Genomic DNA, 16,465 nt, shown 5'->3' on the forward strand with positions numbered 1-16,465 from the left:
TAACGAATCACGCCGCGCCGATCGCCGACCCGCTATAGTCCTGCTCGCGGCCCTCATCGGATTCCCGGCGCTCGGACCCGTGTCGCTAACCCACCTCCACAGAGTCATGCTTATCGACAGCGAAGACCAACCGGGAATCGACTGCCGCCGTGGCGATTCGGCACCGCAGCCTTGCCTCGCGACCGGCATCGGGGCGGTGAGGCTCGAGTCAGGTCTTCGAGGCCCAAGTATTCAAAATGCGACCATCACCCGAAACAGAATCTCCACCGTAGGCACCACAACCAATCGGCCGTTTCGACCTCGACGGGATTGGGGGTGGTTCGTTCGGCCGAGGTCCGCGTGGCGGAAGGCCACCAGACGGCGAGCCAGCCATCTGCCCAGCAGCCGACACTATGAGCCGCTCCTGGGGACTCGGACTGAGGTCTCGCCTTTGTCGCTGACGACGAGGCGACCAACAGAACTTTGCCTACGTCGACAGGGCCATGTGGAGCAGTGCGCGAGTCAAAACCGTTGAAGTGCAGATAGATTCGTTACCATAGTTTCCATGGTCGCAGCGGCGGTCGCAGTGTGTGTGGCGTTCACGGGATACCTGGCTACGTACGTCAACGGCGTAAGACTGGAACAGCGGAAGCAACGGTTATCGAGGGTCAACCAGCAACTGTCCGAGTTGTATGGTCCGCTTCTGGCCCTGGTCGAGGCCAACAAGCGCGTCTTCAATGCGTTCGTGGAACGTAATGGCCGCCCTAGAGATATCTCGATCTTCGAAGGCGAAATGCCGCCCACAGAGGGAGAACTCGCCGAGTGGCGCCTGTGGGTGACAACAGTCTTCCTTCCAAGCATCCAGGCCATGCGTGATGTGATCGTGTCCCACGCCGACCTCCTGCTCGACCCGGAGATGCCGCCAGTCCTGATCAACCTGTGCGCGCACGTGTCCGGGTACGAGATCACGGCCAGCCGCTGGGCGAACGGGCATTACGACGAGCACAGGTCCGTCGTCGCCTTTCAGCCGGAGGAACTTCTCAGCTATGCACGTCACAGCTTTGCGCAGTTGAAAGTCGAGCAGGGCCGACTGCTTGGAACCGTATCCGCACGGTAGGGCTAGTGTCCTGCGCCAGGAATTCGGTGAAGATATGAGGCGAGTCGATCCAGGATTTCATCGGCGGTCTTGGTCCAGGTGAATGGTTTCGGGTTCTCGTTCCAGTGGACGATCCAGTCGCGGATGTCGCGTTCGAGGGCCTGGACCGACCGGTGGGAGCTGCGGCGAAGTTTCTTGTCGGTGAGCAGCCCGAACCAGCGTTCGACCTCGTTGAGCCACGACGAGTAGGTGGGTGTGAAGTGCATGTGGAAACGCGGGTGCGCGGCAAGCCATTTCGCGACGATGGGGGCTTTGTGAGTGCTGTAGTTATCGCAGATCAGGTGCACGTCGAGGTCGTCTGGGACTTGTTTGTCGAGCTTGGTGAGGAACTTCTTGAACTCGGCGGCGCGGTGACGGCGATGGATCGACCCGATCACCTCGCCGGTGGCCACGTTCAACGCGGCGAACAAGGTGGTGATCCCGTGACGGATGTAGTCGTGGGTGCGCCGCTCGGGCATGCCCGGCATCATCGGCAGTACCGGCGCGGACCGATCCAACGCTTGGATCTGGGATTTCTCGTCCACACACAACACCAGCGCCCTCTCCGGCGGATCCAGATACAGCCCGACCACATCGCGGACCTTGTCGATGAACTGTGGATCATTGCTGATCTTGAACTCGTCGACCCGATGCGGTTTGAGCTCGAACGCTTTCCAGATCCGCCCGATCGTGGACTTGCTCAACCCGACCTCTTCGGACATCGACGCCCTCGACCAGTGCGTGGCGTCGACCGGCTGCCGCTCCAGCGTCGCCACCAGCACCGCCTCGACCTGCTCATCGGTGATCGTGCGCGGTGCACCCGGGCGAGGCTCATCGACCAGTCCCTCCAGCCGCCGCGCCACGAACCGGTTACGCCACTTGCCCACCGTCTGCGGCCAGATCCCCAGATCCGAGGCCACTTCCTTATTGGATTTGCCTGCCGCGCAACCCAATACGATCCGGCACCGCTGCGCCAGCGCTTGCGACGACTTCGCCCGACGTGCCCACCGCTGCAGCGTCTCGCGCTCATCGTCAGTCAGAATCAACTCGGCCACCGGCCTGCCCACACGCGCCACCGGCCGAACCTACCATTCTTCAACGGATCTCAGGCGCGGGACACTAGGTACGGGTCAGAGTGCCGTTAGGACTTGGCGGGCACCGCGAGCGTTGCCTCGATCGCTAGGGTATCGCGGCGGCAGGCCAGTGGGTGGAGGTAGTTGCCGCACCCGTCGGCACCGATAGTGTGCAGGTACAGGCTATGCGCTGGTGCACTACGGCATAACGAGGAGCCTTCGCGCCTGCGGATCATGACCTCGACACGATCCGTCCACAACAGCGCGCGCAACGAACCGCCCGCTACCCCGCCCTGGCGTGATACTGCCCGCGGTGCTCAATCCACGGACGTTGCCGCTGTTCCTCACTCATCGCCAACAACTCACCCAATTTCACCCACGCTACCTCAACCGGGGTACAGATCTGGATCCACGCATGCGGCAACGCAGGCAGCGACATGCTCGTCAAGAACATCAGTCATCATGACCGCACCTGAAAGCGGAGGATCTGTCAGAGCATGCGAAAGCAGCTGTCGGGCAGACTCTGACCATTCGGCGGATTTGGACGTCGGCGTCCGGATCAGCAGTCCGTCCGGGTTCCACCTTGCAAGGAAGGCGACGGAACGGGCGAGTGAGCAGCGCTATCAGCCACTGCGACAACGTGATCGGGTCTCAATAAACCGACATGTCTAATGGATGGAGTTCGACCCTAGGCGAGCACGACACGGGCAGTGGCCAGGCAACCGACACATCAAGTGGGAGAATGCGTTGCCGTGCAGACTTTTCCGCGGCTGACGGCTGTGTTCGGTGTCCCGGTCGGTGCGTTGAATGCCGAAAAGATCACCGACGCGATCGACAAGAGGGTACCCGAAGCCGAGGACTTGGACTGGAAGCAGACCCTGTACGGAGCCAAGACAGAGAACAAGCAGGAACTAGCCAAGGATGTGGCAGGGCTCGCCAATGCGGAGGGCGGCATCCTGATCCTCGGTGTCGCCGAACGCGATTCGGCGGCCTACGCCTCGACACCGGTCGAGTTGAGCGCAGACGAGACCGAGCGGATGCAGAAGATTTGCCAGTTCACCATTCGGCCGTTCCTGCCCGGCGTACGGATCATCCCGATTCCCCTCTCGCCGCAAACGCACACCGGCTACTACGTGGTCGCGGTACCTCGCAGCCCGGACGCACCGCACGCCGTGGTTCGGGGTGGCAACGACAACGGCGACGGCACCCTGCTCAGCTACCCGATACGTGATGGACAGACGACCCGCTATCTGCACGAACCGGAGATCGCGCGTCGTTACCGTGACAGGTTCACCTCGCGCCAGGAACGTACCGCCGCGCTGGAACGGATACGCGCGGAAGGCGAACGCCGAACACCGGCTGGAACGGGATGGCTGATGGTGTCGCTGTTTCCCAGCGCCCTCGGCACCCATCATTCGGTGGGCTCGGCGAGCATCGCCCGAATCACCGAAAACGTCTCGGGATGGGTCGACACTGTCCCGCCGTTGCCTTCCATGATCTTCCAGGATGCGGTCCACGGATTCCCCGGGCTGCGGCGTGCAGTCGTAACCACTACCTCTGACGCCCGCGCCGTGCTACACGATGACTACACGGAGTTGCATCTCAACGGAGCGGGTTTCGCCGCAATCCCCGACGACGCGATCCAGCCCGATGATCCCAAGGCCGATCGCCCGGGCTTCGCGCAAGACAGGCTCGAACTGGGCCTTCTGTCAATGGTATCGCTGCTGGCCCATCACGCGGCCGCATCGGGCGCCGGTGGTGACTGCGAGCTACTGGCGCAGCTGCGAATTCCCGCCTTTGACGTGAATGTCCGGATCGTCAAGCCAGCATCGCTGTATGCCCCGGCCTCACGGTTCCGCAACGGCACTCCCGATTCGCACCTGGAAGTGAGAAATTCGGTGCCTGTGACCGAGCAGCCTCAGCTGGTCCGGGTGAGCGCGAGCCTGGACGAGCTGACCGAATCTCCGCGCGCGGTCGTGCAGACCGCTCACGCGCTGGCTGTCGATATCATTAGCCAGTTCGCCGTCGCCGACACATGCATCGTGCGGGCCGACGGCGAGCTCGCAGCAACCAACGCCCTTCACTGGCAGCAGGATTCCATCGCGGCGTGGCTACCTGCTCAGCTGACAATATAGGACCACTTGTAGGGTCATATGGACCGTTCCCGGTTCGGTGGACACAGGGGTCGAGACCGCCCGGTAGTACGGGAGTTTGGTGTTGGGTTCGACGCGGCGTAATTTCACCGAGGAGTACAAGGCCCAGGCGGTGGCGTTCGTCTTGGGTGAGGGTCGGCCGGTGGCCGAGGTGGCACGCAATATCGGCGTGCACGAGATGACGTTGAGGAAATGGGTGAAGAAGGCGAAGGAGTCCGGGGCTTCGGGTGGTTCCGGGGATAAGCCGATTTCCGACTCGGAACGGGCCGAGTTGGAGCGGTTGCGTGCGGAGAACGCGGAGTTGAAGATGCAGGTCGCCTTCGCAAAAAAAGGTGTGCCACGAACACGGGAGGCCGAGCGAGGTAGGTAAATCGACCGAATGTGATGCTGTGCGAATGATGAAGGGGTTGTGGCCCTTCGGAGCCGCCCGTCGGGTGGGAGGCTTCAAATCACCTCATGCTGCGTTGGCTGAAGACCGTCGTGGTGAGCGATGAGGAAAAGGCACCCGTTCGAGGTGTCAGATGGGGATCAGGAAGACGAACGAAAGTGAACCGCTGACGACGTGTCGTTATGCAAATCAAGTGACATCGAAACCGGGGCTTCTTTTTGGAACCGGGATGAGCCTGGCGGGTGGCCCGATTTCTGGCCAGGTGGTGTCCGGCATGAAGGCGGCGTGATCCTGGTCTGCGGCTTTCGCATGGAACGTGGGAAGGCGTGCCCCGATATTTCCGCCGTGAATGCGGTGGTGAGAGGGAGTGCGGCAAGCAGCAGAAACTGCAAGCCGTCGAGTACCGATGCGGGGTGCGCTGGCGGACCGGCTCGTAGTAGTGGTGAAGCGGCTGTAATGGGCGTGGAGCGAAGGGGCCGGACTGTCCGGGTTGGCTCGGTGGTCAACCAGCGAAGGCTGGGAGGAGCCGGGTGAGTCAGCCGAGGTTGTCGGTGAAGTCATTCGAAATTTCGAAATGGGCTGTGCACGAAGCGTTTCGCCGAGTGAGGGCGAACAAGGGTGCTGCCGGTGTGGATGGAGTGTCGCTGGCGGTGTTCGAGTCGGATCTGAAGAACAATCTTTACAAGATCTGGAATCGGATGTCGTCGGGCACGTATTTTCCGCCGCCTGTTCGGGCGGTGGAGATCCCCAAATCTGGTGGCGGAGTGCGGGTGCTGGGTGTGCCGACGGTCGCGGACCGGGTCGCGCAGACGGTGGTGGCCATGGAGTTGGAGAAACGGGTGGAACCTAAATTCCATCCTGGCTCGTATGGTTACCGGCCGAAACGCTCGGCGTTGGACGCGGTCGCGACGTGCCGACAGCGGTGCTGGAAATCCGATTGGGTAATCGACCTTGATATCGCGAAATTTTTCGACACCGTGGATCACGACCTGATGGTCAAAGCGGTTCGGGCTAACACCGACCAGGATTGGGTGGTGTTGTATGTGCAACGATGGCTTTGTGCGCCGTTGCAGCGCCCGGACGGGACGCTAGAACAACGGGACCGCGGAACCCCGCAAGGGTCGGCAGTTTCACCCGTTCTTGCGAACCTTTTCATGCATTACGCGTTCGATGCGTGGATGGCGCGGGAATTCCCGCACCTGACATTCGAACGGTATGTCGATGACGCTGTAGTGCACTGCACCAGCTTGAAGCAGGCGCAAATGGTGCGCGACAAGATCGGTCGTCGCTTGACCGAAGTCGGGCTGAGCTTGCATCCGGACAAGACGAAGATCGTCTACTGCCGGGATGGGAAGCGGCGCAATGGCTCTCACGAGCACACGTCGTTTACGTTCCTGGGTTACGAGTTCCGGATACGGGGTGCGCAGGACCGGCACGGGCGAAAGTTCTCGTCGTTCCTGCCCGCGATCAGCAAGGCGGCAGAGAAGGCGATCAACCGGGAAGTCCGCTCCTGGAAGCTGCATCTGAGAAATAGTTGGACCCTTGGTGACCTCGCGCGGTGGATCAATCCCATCGTGCGGGGATGGCTGCAATACTACGGTCGGTTCTATCGGTCGGAGTTGTATGCCTTGTGCAGACGCATCAACACCTATCTGATGCGGTGGGCTCGGAAGAAATATCGGAAGATACACGGGTTCAGGAAAGCTCATGTGTGGTGGAAACAGTTGGGGCAGCGTTATCCCCGCCTGTTCGCGCAGTGGCAATACACTCGTGGTTTCATGACGACTGGATGGTAGGAGCCGTGTAACGGGCGACTGTTACGCACGGTTCTGTGAGAGCCCGGGGGCGAAATTCCCCCGGGCCACTCGACTTGCGACCTGGTTCGCGAAAGACCAGCGGTGAAATTCGCCGCGATCGCGGGCTGGGCGGATTCGGGTGAGTTCGACATCGATTTCATGTGCCGTGAGTTGGACGTGTCGCGGTCGGGGTATTACGCCTGGCGGGGACGCGGTCCCAGCGAGCGTGACAGCTCCGATGCGGCGTTGACGCGACTGATCCGCACGATTCATCAAGCGCTGCATGGTAATCCGGGTGTACGGCGGGTGCATGCCGCCCTGCGGGTGGCCGGTCACCGGATCTCACGCAAGCGGGTCTGGCGGCTCATGCGGGCCGCCGGACTGCAGGGCAGGCACCCGAAATCGTTCCGCCGCACCACGATCCGTGGATCGAAACCGGTGGACGCGCCGGATCTGTTCGGGCGTGATTTCACCGCAGCAGCGGCCAATCGCCGCTGGTGCGGCGACATCACCTACGTGAAAACCTGGGCCGGATGGGCCTATATCGCCACCGTGATCGATCTGCATGACCGAGCGGTGGTCGGGTGGGCCATCGCCGATCACATGCGCACCAGCCTCATCACCGATGCCTTGGACATGGCCCTGGCGCGACGTCGACCGTCGGCAGGGGTGATTTTCCATTCCGATCGCGGAAGCCAGTACACGTCCAAGGAATTCGCCTCATACTGTCGGAAGAACAAGATTCGTAGGTCGCTCGGACGCACTGGATCATGCTTCGACAACGCAGTCGCGGAATCGTTCTTCGCGACCTACAAGAAGGAACTGGTGCACACTCGACCTTGGCCGACACTGGCGCGGTTGCGGACAGAGACCTTCGATTGGATCGAGAACTATTACAACACTCGGAGAAGGCATTCCTCGCTCAATTATTTGACACCACAAGAATATTCGTTAGGGTACAGGGAAATCAGTCAGATCGCGGCTTGACCCGGTGTCCACGAAACCGGGAACACTCCATTATGACGTGTTGGCGCACAATAAGTCGTATGAGGTGTTGTGTCCGGGTTTTGTGAAGGGGGAGCGGAATGTGGCTCGTCGGGTGTTCCTGACTCCGGAGTGCTGCAATACCTATCAGCATAATTGGGATGACTTGCGGCGCATGGTCGGTTATCTGCGTGGTTCGTATGTGAAGAATCTCGGTGATCCGAGTTGGGAGGATTTCGTCTCCGAGTTGTGTGCGGAGAGTGAGGCTTTCGCGTCTTTGTGGGCTCGTAATGATGTTGCTGTTCCGGCGAGTCGTACGAAGCAGATCCGAAATTTGGCGGTGGGGGAGTTGGAGATGTTCTTGACGAGCATGTCGCTGCCTGCGCTACCTCATGCGTGGATGCAGATCTACACCCCGGTTGATGAGGTGGCGTGGGTGAAGTTGCGGGAGTTGTCGGCTGCCAGGAGGAAGGGACCACTTCGAAGCCGGTTTTGCCATGAGCATGGGACCACCCCGTTTGCCACTGATGGGACCACCTGACTAGCGGTTTTGCCAGTTATGGGACCACCCGGCGTGGCTTCGGGGCTTCCGGTCGCTCGGCCGCTGTATTGGCCAGATGAGCTACCGGGAGGTTTCGGTGATCGAGATCAGGGAGATGCTGCGGCTATGGCTGCAGGGTCGCGGGTTGCGGGAGGTGGCCCGGCTCTCGGGCACCGACCGCAAGACGGTGCGCCGGTATGTCGAGCGAGCCCAGTCGTGCGGAGTGGACCGCGACGAGGGTGTGGAGCAGTTGACCGATGAGCTGGTGGCGGCGGTGATCGCCGGGGTTCGTCGGTCTCGACCGAATGGTAAGAGCGATGTGTGGGAGAGTCTCGCCGGTCAGTCCGAGCAGATCAAGGCGTGGCTGGATCAGGGCCTGACCCTGACGAAGATTCATATTCTGCTCGCCCGCCGTGGTGTGATGGTGTCGTATCGGACGTTGAACCGTTATGCCACAACAGAATTGGGTTTCGGGAAGCGTCGGGCGACGGTGCGGGTAGCCGACTGCGAACCCGGCGCGGAAGTACAGGTCGACTTCGGCCGGCTCGGCCTGCTGACCGATGTCGAGGGCCGTCGGCGGGTGGTGAAGGGGCTGATCTTCACTGCGGTGTATTCGCGGCACATGTTCGTCTTCCCGACCTACCGGGAGACACTCAACGACGTCGTCGCCGGGTTCGAAGCCGCCTGGGTGTTCTTCGACGGCGTGTTCGCCGTCGCGATCCCGGACAACATGAAAGCCATCGTCGACCGCGCGAACGCGACCGAACCGAGGTTGAACGACTCGTTCCGCGAGTACGCCGAATCCCGCGGGTTCGTGGTCGATCCGGCGCGGATCCGCCGCCCGCAGGACAAGCCGAGAGTCGAACGTTGCGTTCCTTATGCACGGTCGAATTTCTTTGCCGGAGAACAATTCCGGGATCTCGAGGACTGCCGGGAACGCGCGCAGCGGTGGTGCGCCGAGACCGCGGGGATGAGAATACACGGCACCACGCGCCTACGTCCGGCCGAAGTGTTCGCCACCGACGAGCATCCGAAGCTCAAACCGTTGCCCGAGGGCGCATTCGACATCCCGATCTGGGTGAACCCGAAGGTCGCGCCGGATCGGCATGTTCAGATCTCCCAGGCTCTCTACAGCATTCCCGGTGATCTCGTCGGGCAGCGGTTGACCGCCCGCATCGACTCGCAGACGGTGAAGCTCTACTTCCGTGGTGAGCTGATCAAGGTCCACCCCCGAGTCGGAGCCGGCCGCCGGCAGACCGATCCGGCGGACCTGCCCAGCGAGCTGAGCGCCTATGCGATGCGGGACCTGAATACGTTGCAACGCAAAGCATTCGACCACGGCACTCATGTCGGCGCCTATGCGGCGGCGGTGCTCGAGCATCCACTGCCCTGGACGAAGATGAGGCAGGTCTACCGGCTGCTCGGGCTGGTGCGCCGCCACGGCGCCGACGCCGTCGACGATGCCTGCCGCCGCGCTCTGGACGCCGAGGTCGTCGACGTCGGCGTCATCGACCGCATGCTTACCCGCGGCACCACCGGCCAGCAGCTGACGCTGCTACCCCCGCCGGCCCCGTCCCGGTTCGTCCGTTCCACCACCGATTTCGCGGTCAGGAGGCCGTCATGAGCACCACCCGCCGTCCCGCCGCCTCCCCGGCGGTCAAACCGATCGAGATCACTCCGGAGCTGAAGTCGCTGATGCGGCGGCTCAAGCTCGGCCAGCTGCTCGACACCCTCCCCGAGCGCCTCGCCCTGGCGCGGTCGAACCGGCTGCCGCACCACGACTTCCTGGAGATGCTGTTCGCCGACGAGGTCGCCCGCCGCGACCGGGAATCCGAGCAACGCCGCGCTACCGCCGCCCACCTGGACCCGCAGATGCAGTTGCAGGCGTGGGACGATTCGACCGCGGTCACCTTCGACCGCGAACTCTGGGCCGAACTATGCTCGCTACGATTCCTCGCCGACGCCTACAACGTATTGGTCATGGGGCCAGTCGGGGTCGGAAAGACGTTCCTGGCCAACGCATTAGGACACATCGCCGTCCGCCGCCACCATACCGTTCACACCGAACGCGCCGACAAACTGTTCAAGCGGTTGCGGGGCGCGCGGCTGGACGGCAGCTACGAAGACGAGATGCGCAAACTGCACCGCGTCGACCTGCTCATCCTCGATGACCTGGCCCTGCACCGGCTCGAAGCGGTCGAGACAGGCGACTTCTACGAGCTCATCGTCGAACGCCACCGCAAGGCCTCCACCGTCATCACCAGCAACCGGGAACCACCCGAGATCCTGACCATGATGGCCGACCCACTCCTAGCGCAGTCGGCGATGGACCGGCTCCAATCAGCCGCCTACGAACTCGTCGTCGAGGGCGAGTCCTACCGGCAACGGCAGAAGCCGCGCCGCGGCAAACCGACCCATCCCAGCCGCTCGGATTGACCAGCAGCCCCGTCGTCGGCCACGATCAACACACGGCCCGCGACCGGACGCAACCCCGGTCCCATGCTCATGGCAAACCGGTGGTCCCTTCAGGCTGGCAGGCGACAGGGAGTTGTTGGCGATGAGTGAGGAACAGCGTCAGCGGCCGTGGATCGAGCATCGCGAGCAGTATCACGCTGCCGCGGGGTAGCGGGAGCCTTGTTGCGTGAGCTGCCGTGGACCGGATCGTGTCGATGTGATGATCGGTGGTCCACTCGTGGCCGTCTTCGGTGTTGTCGGTCGACGGTTGCTCGCTGCTGAGGTATCCGCTTGTTGCCGGTAGTGGCGGCGAATGTCGCACTGGCGTAGCGCATTCGGGTTCGGTGCAGCGGTGGGGAGAATGGGGCTGGGGCTACTGTGAGCATGTGGTTGCCTGCCTTTGCAACCCGTCTGCTGATTCTCCCTGAACTCATGAAACCTTATTTCTGGTGGTGGTGCCACCGTTCATGGGTGTGGAGGGTAGATGGTTTGTCTTGGACAGCCGCTGATCGGTGTCTATCTTGAATTACCGTTGAGGAGGTAGGGTTTCGCGATCCTGCGCAGGTGTAGCCGAATCACTCTTATCGCATGATGGTTGGTGCTTCGTCTGAACAGCTTGTGGGCATCCCGAGACATCTCCTCTAGGTCCCAGCTCCCGCTATCGGGTTGCGAGGTTGGCCTCGGCAGGGCGGCGGTCGCGGGAAGCGGCTATGGGGGAGCGGTGTGGGGGGTGTCCCTATGGTTTTCGTCAAGCGGCTGTATCGGGGATTCGGTAGGGCTGTTTGGTCTTGAGCATGGCGTAGAGGACGTCGCAGCGGCGTCGGGCCAGGCAGATGAGAGCGGCGTTGTGTTTCTTGCCCTCATCGCGTTTTCGCGTGTAGTAGGCGCGGCTTGTTGGATCGTGCAGGGCGGCGAACGCGGAGAGGAACAAGGCGCGTTTGAGTTTGTGGTTGCCTGATCGGGCGGGGTGCTCACCACGGATGGAGCTGCCGGAGCGGTGAGTGACCGGCGCGATGCCGGTGTAGGCGGCGAGGTGTCCGGCGGTGGCGAAGGCGGAGCCGTCGCCGACTTCGAGCAGGATGCGGGCTCCTGTCCTGACTCCGACGCCGGGCATCGAGGTCAGGACCTTGGAAAGAGGGTGGTCATCAAGCATCCTCTCGATATCCTCGGCGATGGATTTCCGTTGCGACAGAATATTTTTCAGGGAATCGGCCGGTCTGGGCAGCACGATCTCGGCGGCGTTGGCGCCGGGAACGGTGACTGTCTGTGCGGGCAGCGCGGCCAGGATTTCCTCGACCAGCCGAGCACCCATTCGGGGGGCGTGTTTGATCGCGATCGTGGTGAGTTTGCGGCGTCCGGCGGCTCGGATTCCGGCGGGCCCGCCGCAGCGGGACAGGATCTCCAACACCGCTGGATGGGTGACGCGTGGGCCCAGGACACGTTCGAGGGCTGGGTGGATGCTGGTGAGCAGTCCGCGGATGCGGTTGCTGGTGCGGGTGGCTTCCCCCGCCAGGTCGTCGTCGAAGCCGACGAGGACGCCGAGTTCGGTGAGGGCTTCGTCGCCGGTGTCGACGCGGCGCAGGGTGTGGGGCATGGTGCGGGCGGCGTCGGCGATGATGTAGGCGTCTCGGGCGTCTGTTTTGGCTTGTCCGGGATAGAGATCGGCGATGCGGCGCATCGACAGCCCCGGCAGGTAGGCGACGTCGTGACCGCAGGCGCGGGCGACGGTCACCGGCAGAGCGCCGATGGTGTTGGGTTGATCGACCACGATCAACAACGGCCCGTGCGCGGCGAGCTTGTCGAAAACCGCTCGTAGCCGGGCCTCGTCGTTGGGTAATGCTCTGTCGAACAACCGCTTACCCGCCGTGTCGAGACCGACCGCGTGGTGTTCGCCTTTACCAACGTCAACCCCGCAGAACACGGCATACGCCTGTGCCACTTCGCAGTTCCTTCATCGCGTCGAAACCCGGACCGGTCGCCGATCAGGCATCGACGCCCGGCACCCACGTTATGAAGAGACCTACCAGCGGCCCTGTCCCCATCAGCGGTCCGTCGACGCCACCAGCCCCGGCGACACCACCCCCCGGATCATGCGAACGACAGGGGCAAGAAGTCATACCGGGCCTGGCGACCGTAGCCCTCGTTCAAGGGCTGCGAAGAAGATAACGGGGTTTGTGTCCGGAGGGGGACACATGCGCTAGCCACACGCATTGACCTGCGGAAGCCCTAACGAAATTCCAGATCCTGGTTGTGACGGCGCACAGCGCTCTCGTGTGTGATCACCGACGCTCCACGTCCCGTATGTTCGGCGACCTGCTCGGATGGCTGGCATGGAATTGTGGTTTGCCCAATCTTGTAGCGGCGCTGGATCTCCAGCTTGGCAACTCCCGCGCGAAGATCACGCCGGATCGCCGCGTACAGCTTCACCTTCAATATTCTGGCCACGGGCACGCTCCTCGACGACGCCCACCGTCGTCAACCCCGCAACCCGACCGCCACGCCGGAATTCATCGGTATCGACCCCACTCGATACGCCGGCGATGCCAGGCTTCACCCGCAAACCGTATTTTCAAGATCAAGCAGGGGTCACCCGAACCAACCCCGAAGTTTAAAACTCAAGCTAGATGTCGACAGGGTGGGGCTCCCCTGAAGTAGTGGACATCCGAGACAGCGGGACCGTGGGTCCCTGGAAGGATGTTCATCATGCCTCGTCCGCGTCGATCGTATTCACCTGAATATCGGGTGGAGGCGGCGCATCTGGTGATCGATTCCGGTCGCCCGGTGCGTGAGGTTGCGCGTGAGCTGGATGTGCACGAGAACCTGCTGCATAAGCGGGTTCGTGAGGAACGCCGCCGCATGACCGCCGCAGGGCGGGCCGGGACTCGTCGTGGTGATCCGGGCGGTGGTGGCACCGAACCACTGTCGGTCGACGATCGCGCGGAGTTGGCGCGGTTGCGAGCGAAAGTCGCTGAGCAGGCAACCGATCTCGCCGCGCGAGAGAAAGATCTCGCGTTCCTGGAAAAAGTATCGGCGTACTTTGCAGCACAGCATCCAAAGTAAGCAGGTTCGAGCTCATGGCTCCAGAGTGCGCTTGCTTCGATGTGAACCGGATGGCCGAACTGCTCGGTGTCTCGATCTCTGGCTACTACCGGTTTCTGCAGATCCGTGCCTCACCCGAGGTGTCGGCACGACTGCAGCGCCGCCGCGATCTGGAGGTGAAGATCCTCGCCCACCACCGCGCTTCGCGCGGTACCTACGGGTCCCCGCGGATCACCGCCGACCTGCAAGCCGAGGGCGAGCGGGCGTCGAAGAACACCGTCGCCGCGATCATGGCCGATCTCGGGATCGAAGGAATCAGCCCGCGCACGTTCAAGACCATCGACTATCTGAACCAACGAGCTCCGTTGCGTTATGCCCGGCAATCCTCCAAAGTGCTTGTCAGGCCGTGGGCATGGCGATGTTTCACCGCCCATCGGATGAAGTGACTGGTTTCGTCGCGGTAGCTAACCGTGGGATCGGCGATCCAGCGTTCGAGGTCGGACTGTGTGCAGGTCCACAGGGTGAGTCCTTGGTCGGTGAGCCAGGTGAGGAAGTTGTCGGCAGCGGTGACATGGCAGCGCAGGTTTAGATCTTGCAGGCGGGTGGTGTGGTTGTCGCCGAGTCTTTGCCGGAGCCGCCGCAGGTGATGCCAGACCGCGTAGCCGTGCAGGATCCGGCGGTCGGTGGGATCGGTTCGGGCGTCGGCTCCAATTTCGCGACTAACCGAAGTTCGACATCATGCGTATGGCGCAGCCGCGCAACAGCCTTCAGAAGATGATCGACGCCTTTGAGTGACTTGTCGGCGCTGGCCACCGCGACAATTCGGCCCTTGGTCCGCGGCTGGTTTCCTGGTTTGAACAAGGCGGTGTCCACGCCCAGCGGCACTGTGTGCAGTTGATCCGGTGACACCGCGAAGTCCTCGACAATGTCGGCGGCCGACGAGGAGGACACGGTGATCAGGTCCGGAATCTGTCGCGCCACCTGCTGCTGCATGGCGAGGAATCCGTACCAGCGGTGTACGAACGGTTTCCGCCGCCACGGTGCGGCGGCGAGATCCACCACGCGATCGCGAGTGATCGGATGATGGATTGTCGCAGTTTCCGGGGTGATGTCGAGCAGCCCGTACCCGAGGCACTCGTTGTCGTGCACCACATCGAAATCGTCTGCCCGCGCGGCAAGAAGCTTTGCCGCGCGCAGGCTGAACGTGCGGGGCTCGGGGGACCCGGCTGTCCACATGGTCGCGACTTCGGGCAGGTCGATGCCGTCTCGGATTTCGCGGGGATGCGGGGTGCGAAACGGGTCCTCGTCCCGATAAAGGTCGAGGCTGGGCACCTCGGTCAGCCGCACGTGTTCGTCGAGGTTCTCCGGGTATGGCTGGCCGGAGAAAACTTCGACGCTGTGGCCGAGCTCCGCCAAGCCCTGACTCAGATACCGAACGTATACACCTTGGCCTCCGCAGTGGGTCTTGCTCCGGTAGGACAGCAAAGCTATGCGCATCACGCGGCCCGGCCCAGTGGTCTGGCGCACGTTGTCGGCGGCAGGGACACCTCGACAACTCGCAAGGCCAAACGGATCGTGATGTCCGCGGCCGCGCTGCGGTCGTCCGCGGCGATGTGGTCCGCTTCGTTCATGAGTTCGCCTGTCTATCTTGATGTATGGCTCGCACCGGTTCGGTCTAGTCGTATCGGACGTGCCAGTGCTTGATGCCATTGATCCAGCCCGAGCTCAGGCGTTCGGGCTCGGCGATCTGGGAGAGGTTCGGCATCGCGTCGGCCAGGGCGTTGAACATCAATTCGATCTCCAGCCGCGCCAGATTCGCACCGACACAGAAGTGCGCGCCGGTACCGCCGAACGCCAGATGCGGATTGGGGTCGCGAAGGATATCGAACTCGAACGGCCGGTCGAAGGCGTCCTCATCGAAATTGGCTGAGCTGTAGAACAATCCGACGCGCTGCCCTTTGCGGATGAGCTGTCCGCCGAGCTCGGTGTCCTCGGTCGCGGTGCGTTGGAAGACGGTCACCGGGCTGGCCCAGCGAATGATTTCGTCGGGCGCGGTACGAGGGCGCTGCTGCTTGAACAACTCCCACTGCTCGGGATTGTCGACGAACGCCTTCATGCCGTGGGTGATGGCGTTGCGAGTGGTTTCGTTGCCGGCGACCGCGAGCAGAATGACGAAGAATCCGAATTCGTCCGAACCGAGAGCGTCGCCGTCGATATCGGCGTGCACGAGCTGACTGACGATGTCGTCGACCGGGATGGCGCGTCGCTGCTCGGCCATGTTCCAGGCGTAGCTCAGTACTTCCACGAACGCGTTGTTCGAGGTGGTGGTCGTAGTGGTGTCGGCGTACTCCGGGTCGTCGTAGTTGAGCATTTGGTTGGACCAGTCGAACAGTTGACGCCGGTCTTCCTGCGGGACACCGATGAGCTCGGCGATGGCCTGCAGCGGAAGCTCACACGCGATCTGCTCGACGAAATCGCCGCCGCCTTCCTTCTTGGCAGCGTGCACGATCGCGACCGCCCGCTCGGTGAGAGCATTGCGCAACCCTTCGACCGCCCTGGGAGTGAACCCCTTGGAGATAATGCGGCGGATCTTGGTGTGCTTGGGCGGATCCATGTTCAGCAGCAGGGCGCCGGTGAGCTCGATTTGCTCGAGTGTCACTTCGCCCGGCAGCCGGATGACGGAGCCCTTCTGCTGCGAGGAGAACAGCTCCGGCTTGCGCGAGATCTCCTTGATGTCCTCGTGTTTAGTCACCACCCAATAGCCGCCGTCGCGGAATCCGCCTGACTGCTCGTCGGTTTGGGCGTTCCACCAGACCGGTGCGCTTCGGCGCAACGCGGCGAATTCCTGGACGGGGTTTCGGGTCCCCCACAGTGCCGGATCGGTGAAATCGAATCCAGCGGGCATGGACAGGGCTGGCACGGC

General features: G+C 62.6%; 15 protein-coding genes and 1 pseudogene. 10 read left to right on the top strand and 6 right to left on the bottom strand.

Going from position 1 to position 16,465, the window contains the following annotated elements:
• Positions 1 to 544 precede the first annotated feature (544 nt).
• Positions 545 to 1,096: a hypothetical protein gene (locus ACQPZ2_RS19030; RefSeq protein WP_433526759.1), complete on the top strand. Its 552-nt coding sequence runs from the start codon at positions 545 to 547 to the stop codon at positions 1,094 to 1,096.
• 2 nt (positions 1,097 to 1,098) lie between these two features.
• Here ACQPZ2_RS19030 and ACQPZ2_RS19035 read toward each other — a convergent pair whose 3' ends face one another.
• Positions 1,099 to 2,190, bottom strand: coding sequence for an IS630 family transposase (locus tag ACQPZ2_RS19035; RefSeq protein ID WP_433520296.1), 1,092 nt, complete (start codon positions 2,188 to 2,190; stop codon positions 1,099 to 1,101).
• An 857-nt stretch (positions 2,191 to 3,047) separates the two neighbouring features.
• Here ACQPZ2_RS19035 and ACQPZ2_RS19040 point away from each other — a divergent pair.
• The 7 genes from ACQPZ2_RS19040 (at position 3,048) to ACQPZ2_RS19070 (ending at position 10,485) form a co-directional block, all read left to right on the top strand.
• Complete coding sequence (locus tag ACQPZ2_RS19040; protein ID WP_433526760.1) at positions 3,048 to 4,322, top strand: AlbA family DNA-binding domain-containing protein; 1,275 nt, start codon at positions 3,048 to 3,050, stop codon at positions 4,320 to 4,322.
• A 79-nt stretch (positions 4,323 to 4,401) separates the two neighbouring features.
• Entirely contained in the window at positions 4,402 to 4,710 is a 309-nt protein-coding gene (locus ACQPZ2_RS19045; protein WP_433523352.1) for a transposase, read from the top strand.
• A 569-nt stretch (positions 4,711 to 5,279) separates the two neighbouring features.
• Complete coding sequence (ltrA, locus tag ACQPZ2_RS19050; protein ID WP_433523351.1) at positions 5,280 to 6,524, top strand: group II intron reverse transcriptase/maturase; 1,245 nt, start codon at positions 5,280 to 5,282, stop codon at positions 6,522 to 6,524.
• 81 nt (positions 6,525 to 6,605) lie between these two features.
• A complete protein-coding gene (locus ACQPZ2_RS19055) occupies positions 6,606 to 7,511 on the top strand; it encodes an IS3 family transposase (protein ID WP_433527467.1) in 906 nt (301 codons plus the stop codon).
• A gap of 82 nt (positions 7,512 to 7,593) precedes the next feature.
• Entirely contained in the window at positions 7,594 to 8,049 is a 456-nt protein-coding gene (locus ACQPZ2_RS19060; protein ID WP_433527468.1) for a hypothetical protein, read from the top strand.
• A 76-nt stretch (positions 8,050 to 8,125) separates the two neighbouring features.
• Positions 8,126 to 9,673 carry an IS21 family transposase gene (gene istA / locus ACQPZ2_RS19065; RefSeq protein WP_433526761.1) on the top strand — a complete coding sequence of 516 codons (1,548 nt, stop codon included), beginning with the start codon at positions 8,126 to 8,128 and terminating at the stop codon, positions 9,671 to 9,673.
• Positions 9,670 to 10,485 (top strand): ATP-binding protein, encoded by an 816-nt coding sequence (locus ACQPZ2_RS19070; RefSeq protein ID WP_433526762.1) that lies wholly within the window; start codon positions 9,670 to 9,672, stop codon positions 10,483 to 10,485. Before istA ends, ACQPZ2_RS19070 begins: the two co-directional genes overlap by 4 nt.
• A gap of 766 nt (positions 10,486 to 11,251) precedes the next feature.
• Here ACQPZ2_RS19070 and ACQPZ2_RS19075 read toward each other — a convergent pair.
• Together ACQPZ2_RS19075 and ACQPZ2_RS19080 are read right to left on the bottom strand one after the other, a co-directional pair.
• Entirely contained in the window at positions 11,252 to 12,442 is a 1,191-nt protein-coding gene (locus tag ACQPZ2_RS19075; RefSeq protein ID WP_433526763.1) for an IS110 family transposase, read from the bottom strand.
• A 287-nt stretch (positions 12,443 to 12,729) separates the two neighbouring features.
• The gene (locus ACQPZ2_RS19080) at positions 12,730 to 12,948 is read right to left on the bottom strand and encodes a hypothetical protein (RefSeq protein ID WP_433526764.1); all 219 of its coding nucleotides are present in this window, start codon (positions 12,946 to 12,948) and stop codon (positions 12,730 to 12,732) included.
• A 258-nt stretch (positions 12,949 to 13,206) separates the two neighbouring features.
• Between ACQPZ2_RS19080 and ACQPZ2_RS19085 the strand changes: the two genes are divergently transcribed.
• A complete protein-coding gene (locus tag ACQPZ2_RS19085) occupies positions 13,207 to 13,563 on the top strand; it encodes a transposase (RefSeq protein ID WP_433526765.1) in 357 nt (118 codons plus the stop codon).
• A gap of 14 nt (positions 13,564 to 13,577) precedes the next feature.
• The gene (locus ACQPZ2_RS19090; protein ID WP_433526766.1) at positions 13,578 to 13,988 is read left to right on the top strand and encodes an IS3 family transposase; all 411 of its coding nucleotides are present in this window, start codon (positions 13,578 to 13,580) and stop codon (positions 13,986 to 13,988) included.
• Between the two features lie 256 nt (positions 13,989 to 14,244).
• On the opposite strand, the pseudogene ACQPZ2_RS19095 reads toward ACQPZ2_RS19090, so the two are convergent.
• From ACQPZ2_RS19095 to ACQPZ2_RS19105, 3 genes and pseudogenes are all read right to left on the bottom strand, one after another.
• Positions 14,245 to 15,039, bottom strand: a pseudogene (locus ACQPZ2_RS19095) (glycosyltransferase family 4 protein); the annotation flags it as partial.
• A complete protein-coding gene (locus ACQPZ2_RS19100; protein WP_433526767.1) occupies positions 15,039 to 15,173 on the bottom strand; it encodes a hypothetical protein in 135 nt (44 codons plus the stop codon). The gene ACQPZ2_RS19100 and the pseudogene ACQPZ2_RS19095, both read right to left, overlap by 1 nt.
• A 44-nt stretch (positions 15,174 to 15,217) precedes the next feature.
• Positions 15,218 to 16,462, bottom strand: coding sequence for a cytochrome P450 (locus tag ACQPZ2_RS19105; RefSeq protein WP_433526768.1), 1,245 nt, complete (start codon positions 16,460 to 16,462; stop codon positions 15,218 to 15,220).
• Between the last annotated feature and the right edge of the window lie 3 nt (positions 16,463 to 16,465).

The organism is Nocardia pseudovaccinii (genome assembly GCF_050942345.1).
GTDB classification, from domain to species: Bacteria; Actinomycetota; Actinomycetes; order Mycobacteriales; family Mycobacteriaceae; genus Nocardia; species Nocardia pseudovaccinii.

Bases quoted from the DNA above. Each gene is read 5' to 3' on its own strand.
- ACQPZ2_RS19030 (WP_433526759.1), top strand. From the start codon at position 545: ATGGTCGCAGCGGCGGTCGCAGTGTGTGTGGCGTTCACGGGATACCTG.
- istA (WP_433526761.1), top strand. From the start codon at position 8,126: ATGAGCTACCGGGAGGTTTCGGTGATCGAGATCAGGGAGATGCTGCGG.
- ACQPZ2_RS19070 (WP_433526762.1), top strand. From the start codon at position 9,670: ATGAGCACCACCCGCCGTCCCGCCGCCTCCCCGGCGGTCAAACCGATC.
- ACQPZ2_RS19085 (WP_433526765.1), top strand. From the start codon at position 13,207: ATGCCTCGTCCGCGTCGATCGTATTCACCTGAATATCGGGTGGAGGCG.
- ACQPZ2_RS19090 (WP_433526766.1), top strand. From the start codon at position 13,578: ATGGCTCCAGAGTGCGCTTGCTTCGATGTGAACCGGATGGCCGAACTG.
- ACQPZ2_RS19100 (WP_433526767.1), bottom strand. From the start codon at position 15,173: ATGAACGAAGCGGACCACATCGCCGCGGACGACCGCAGCGCGGCCGCG.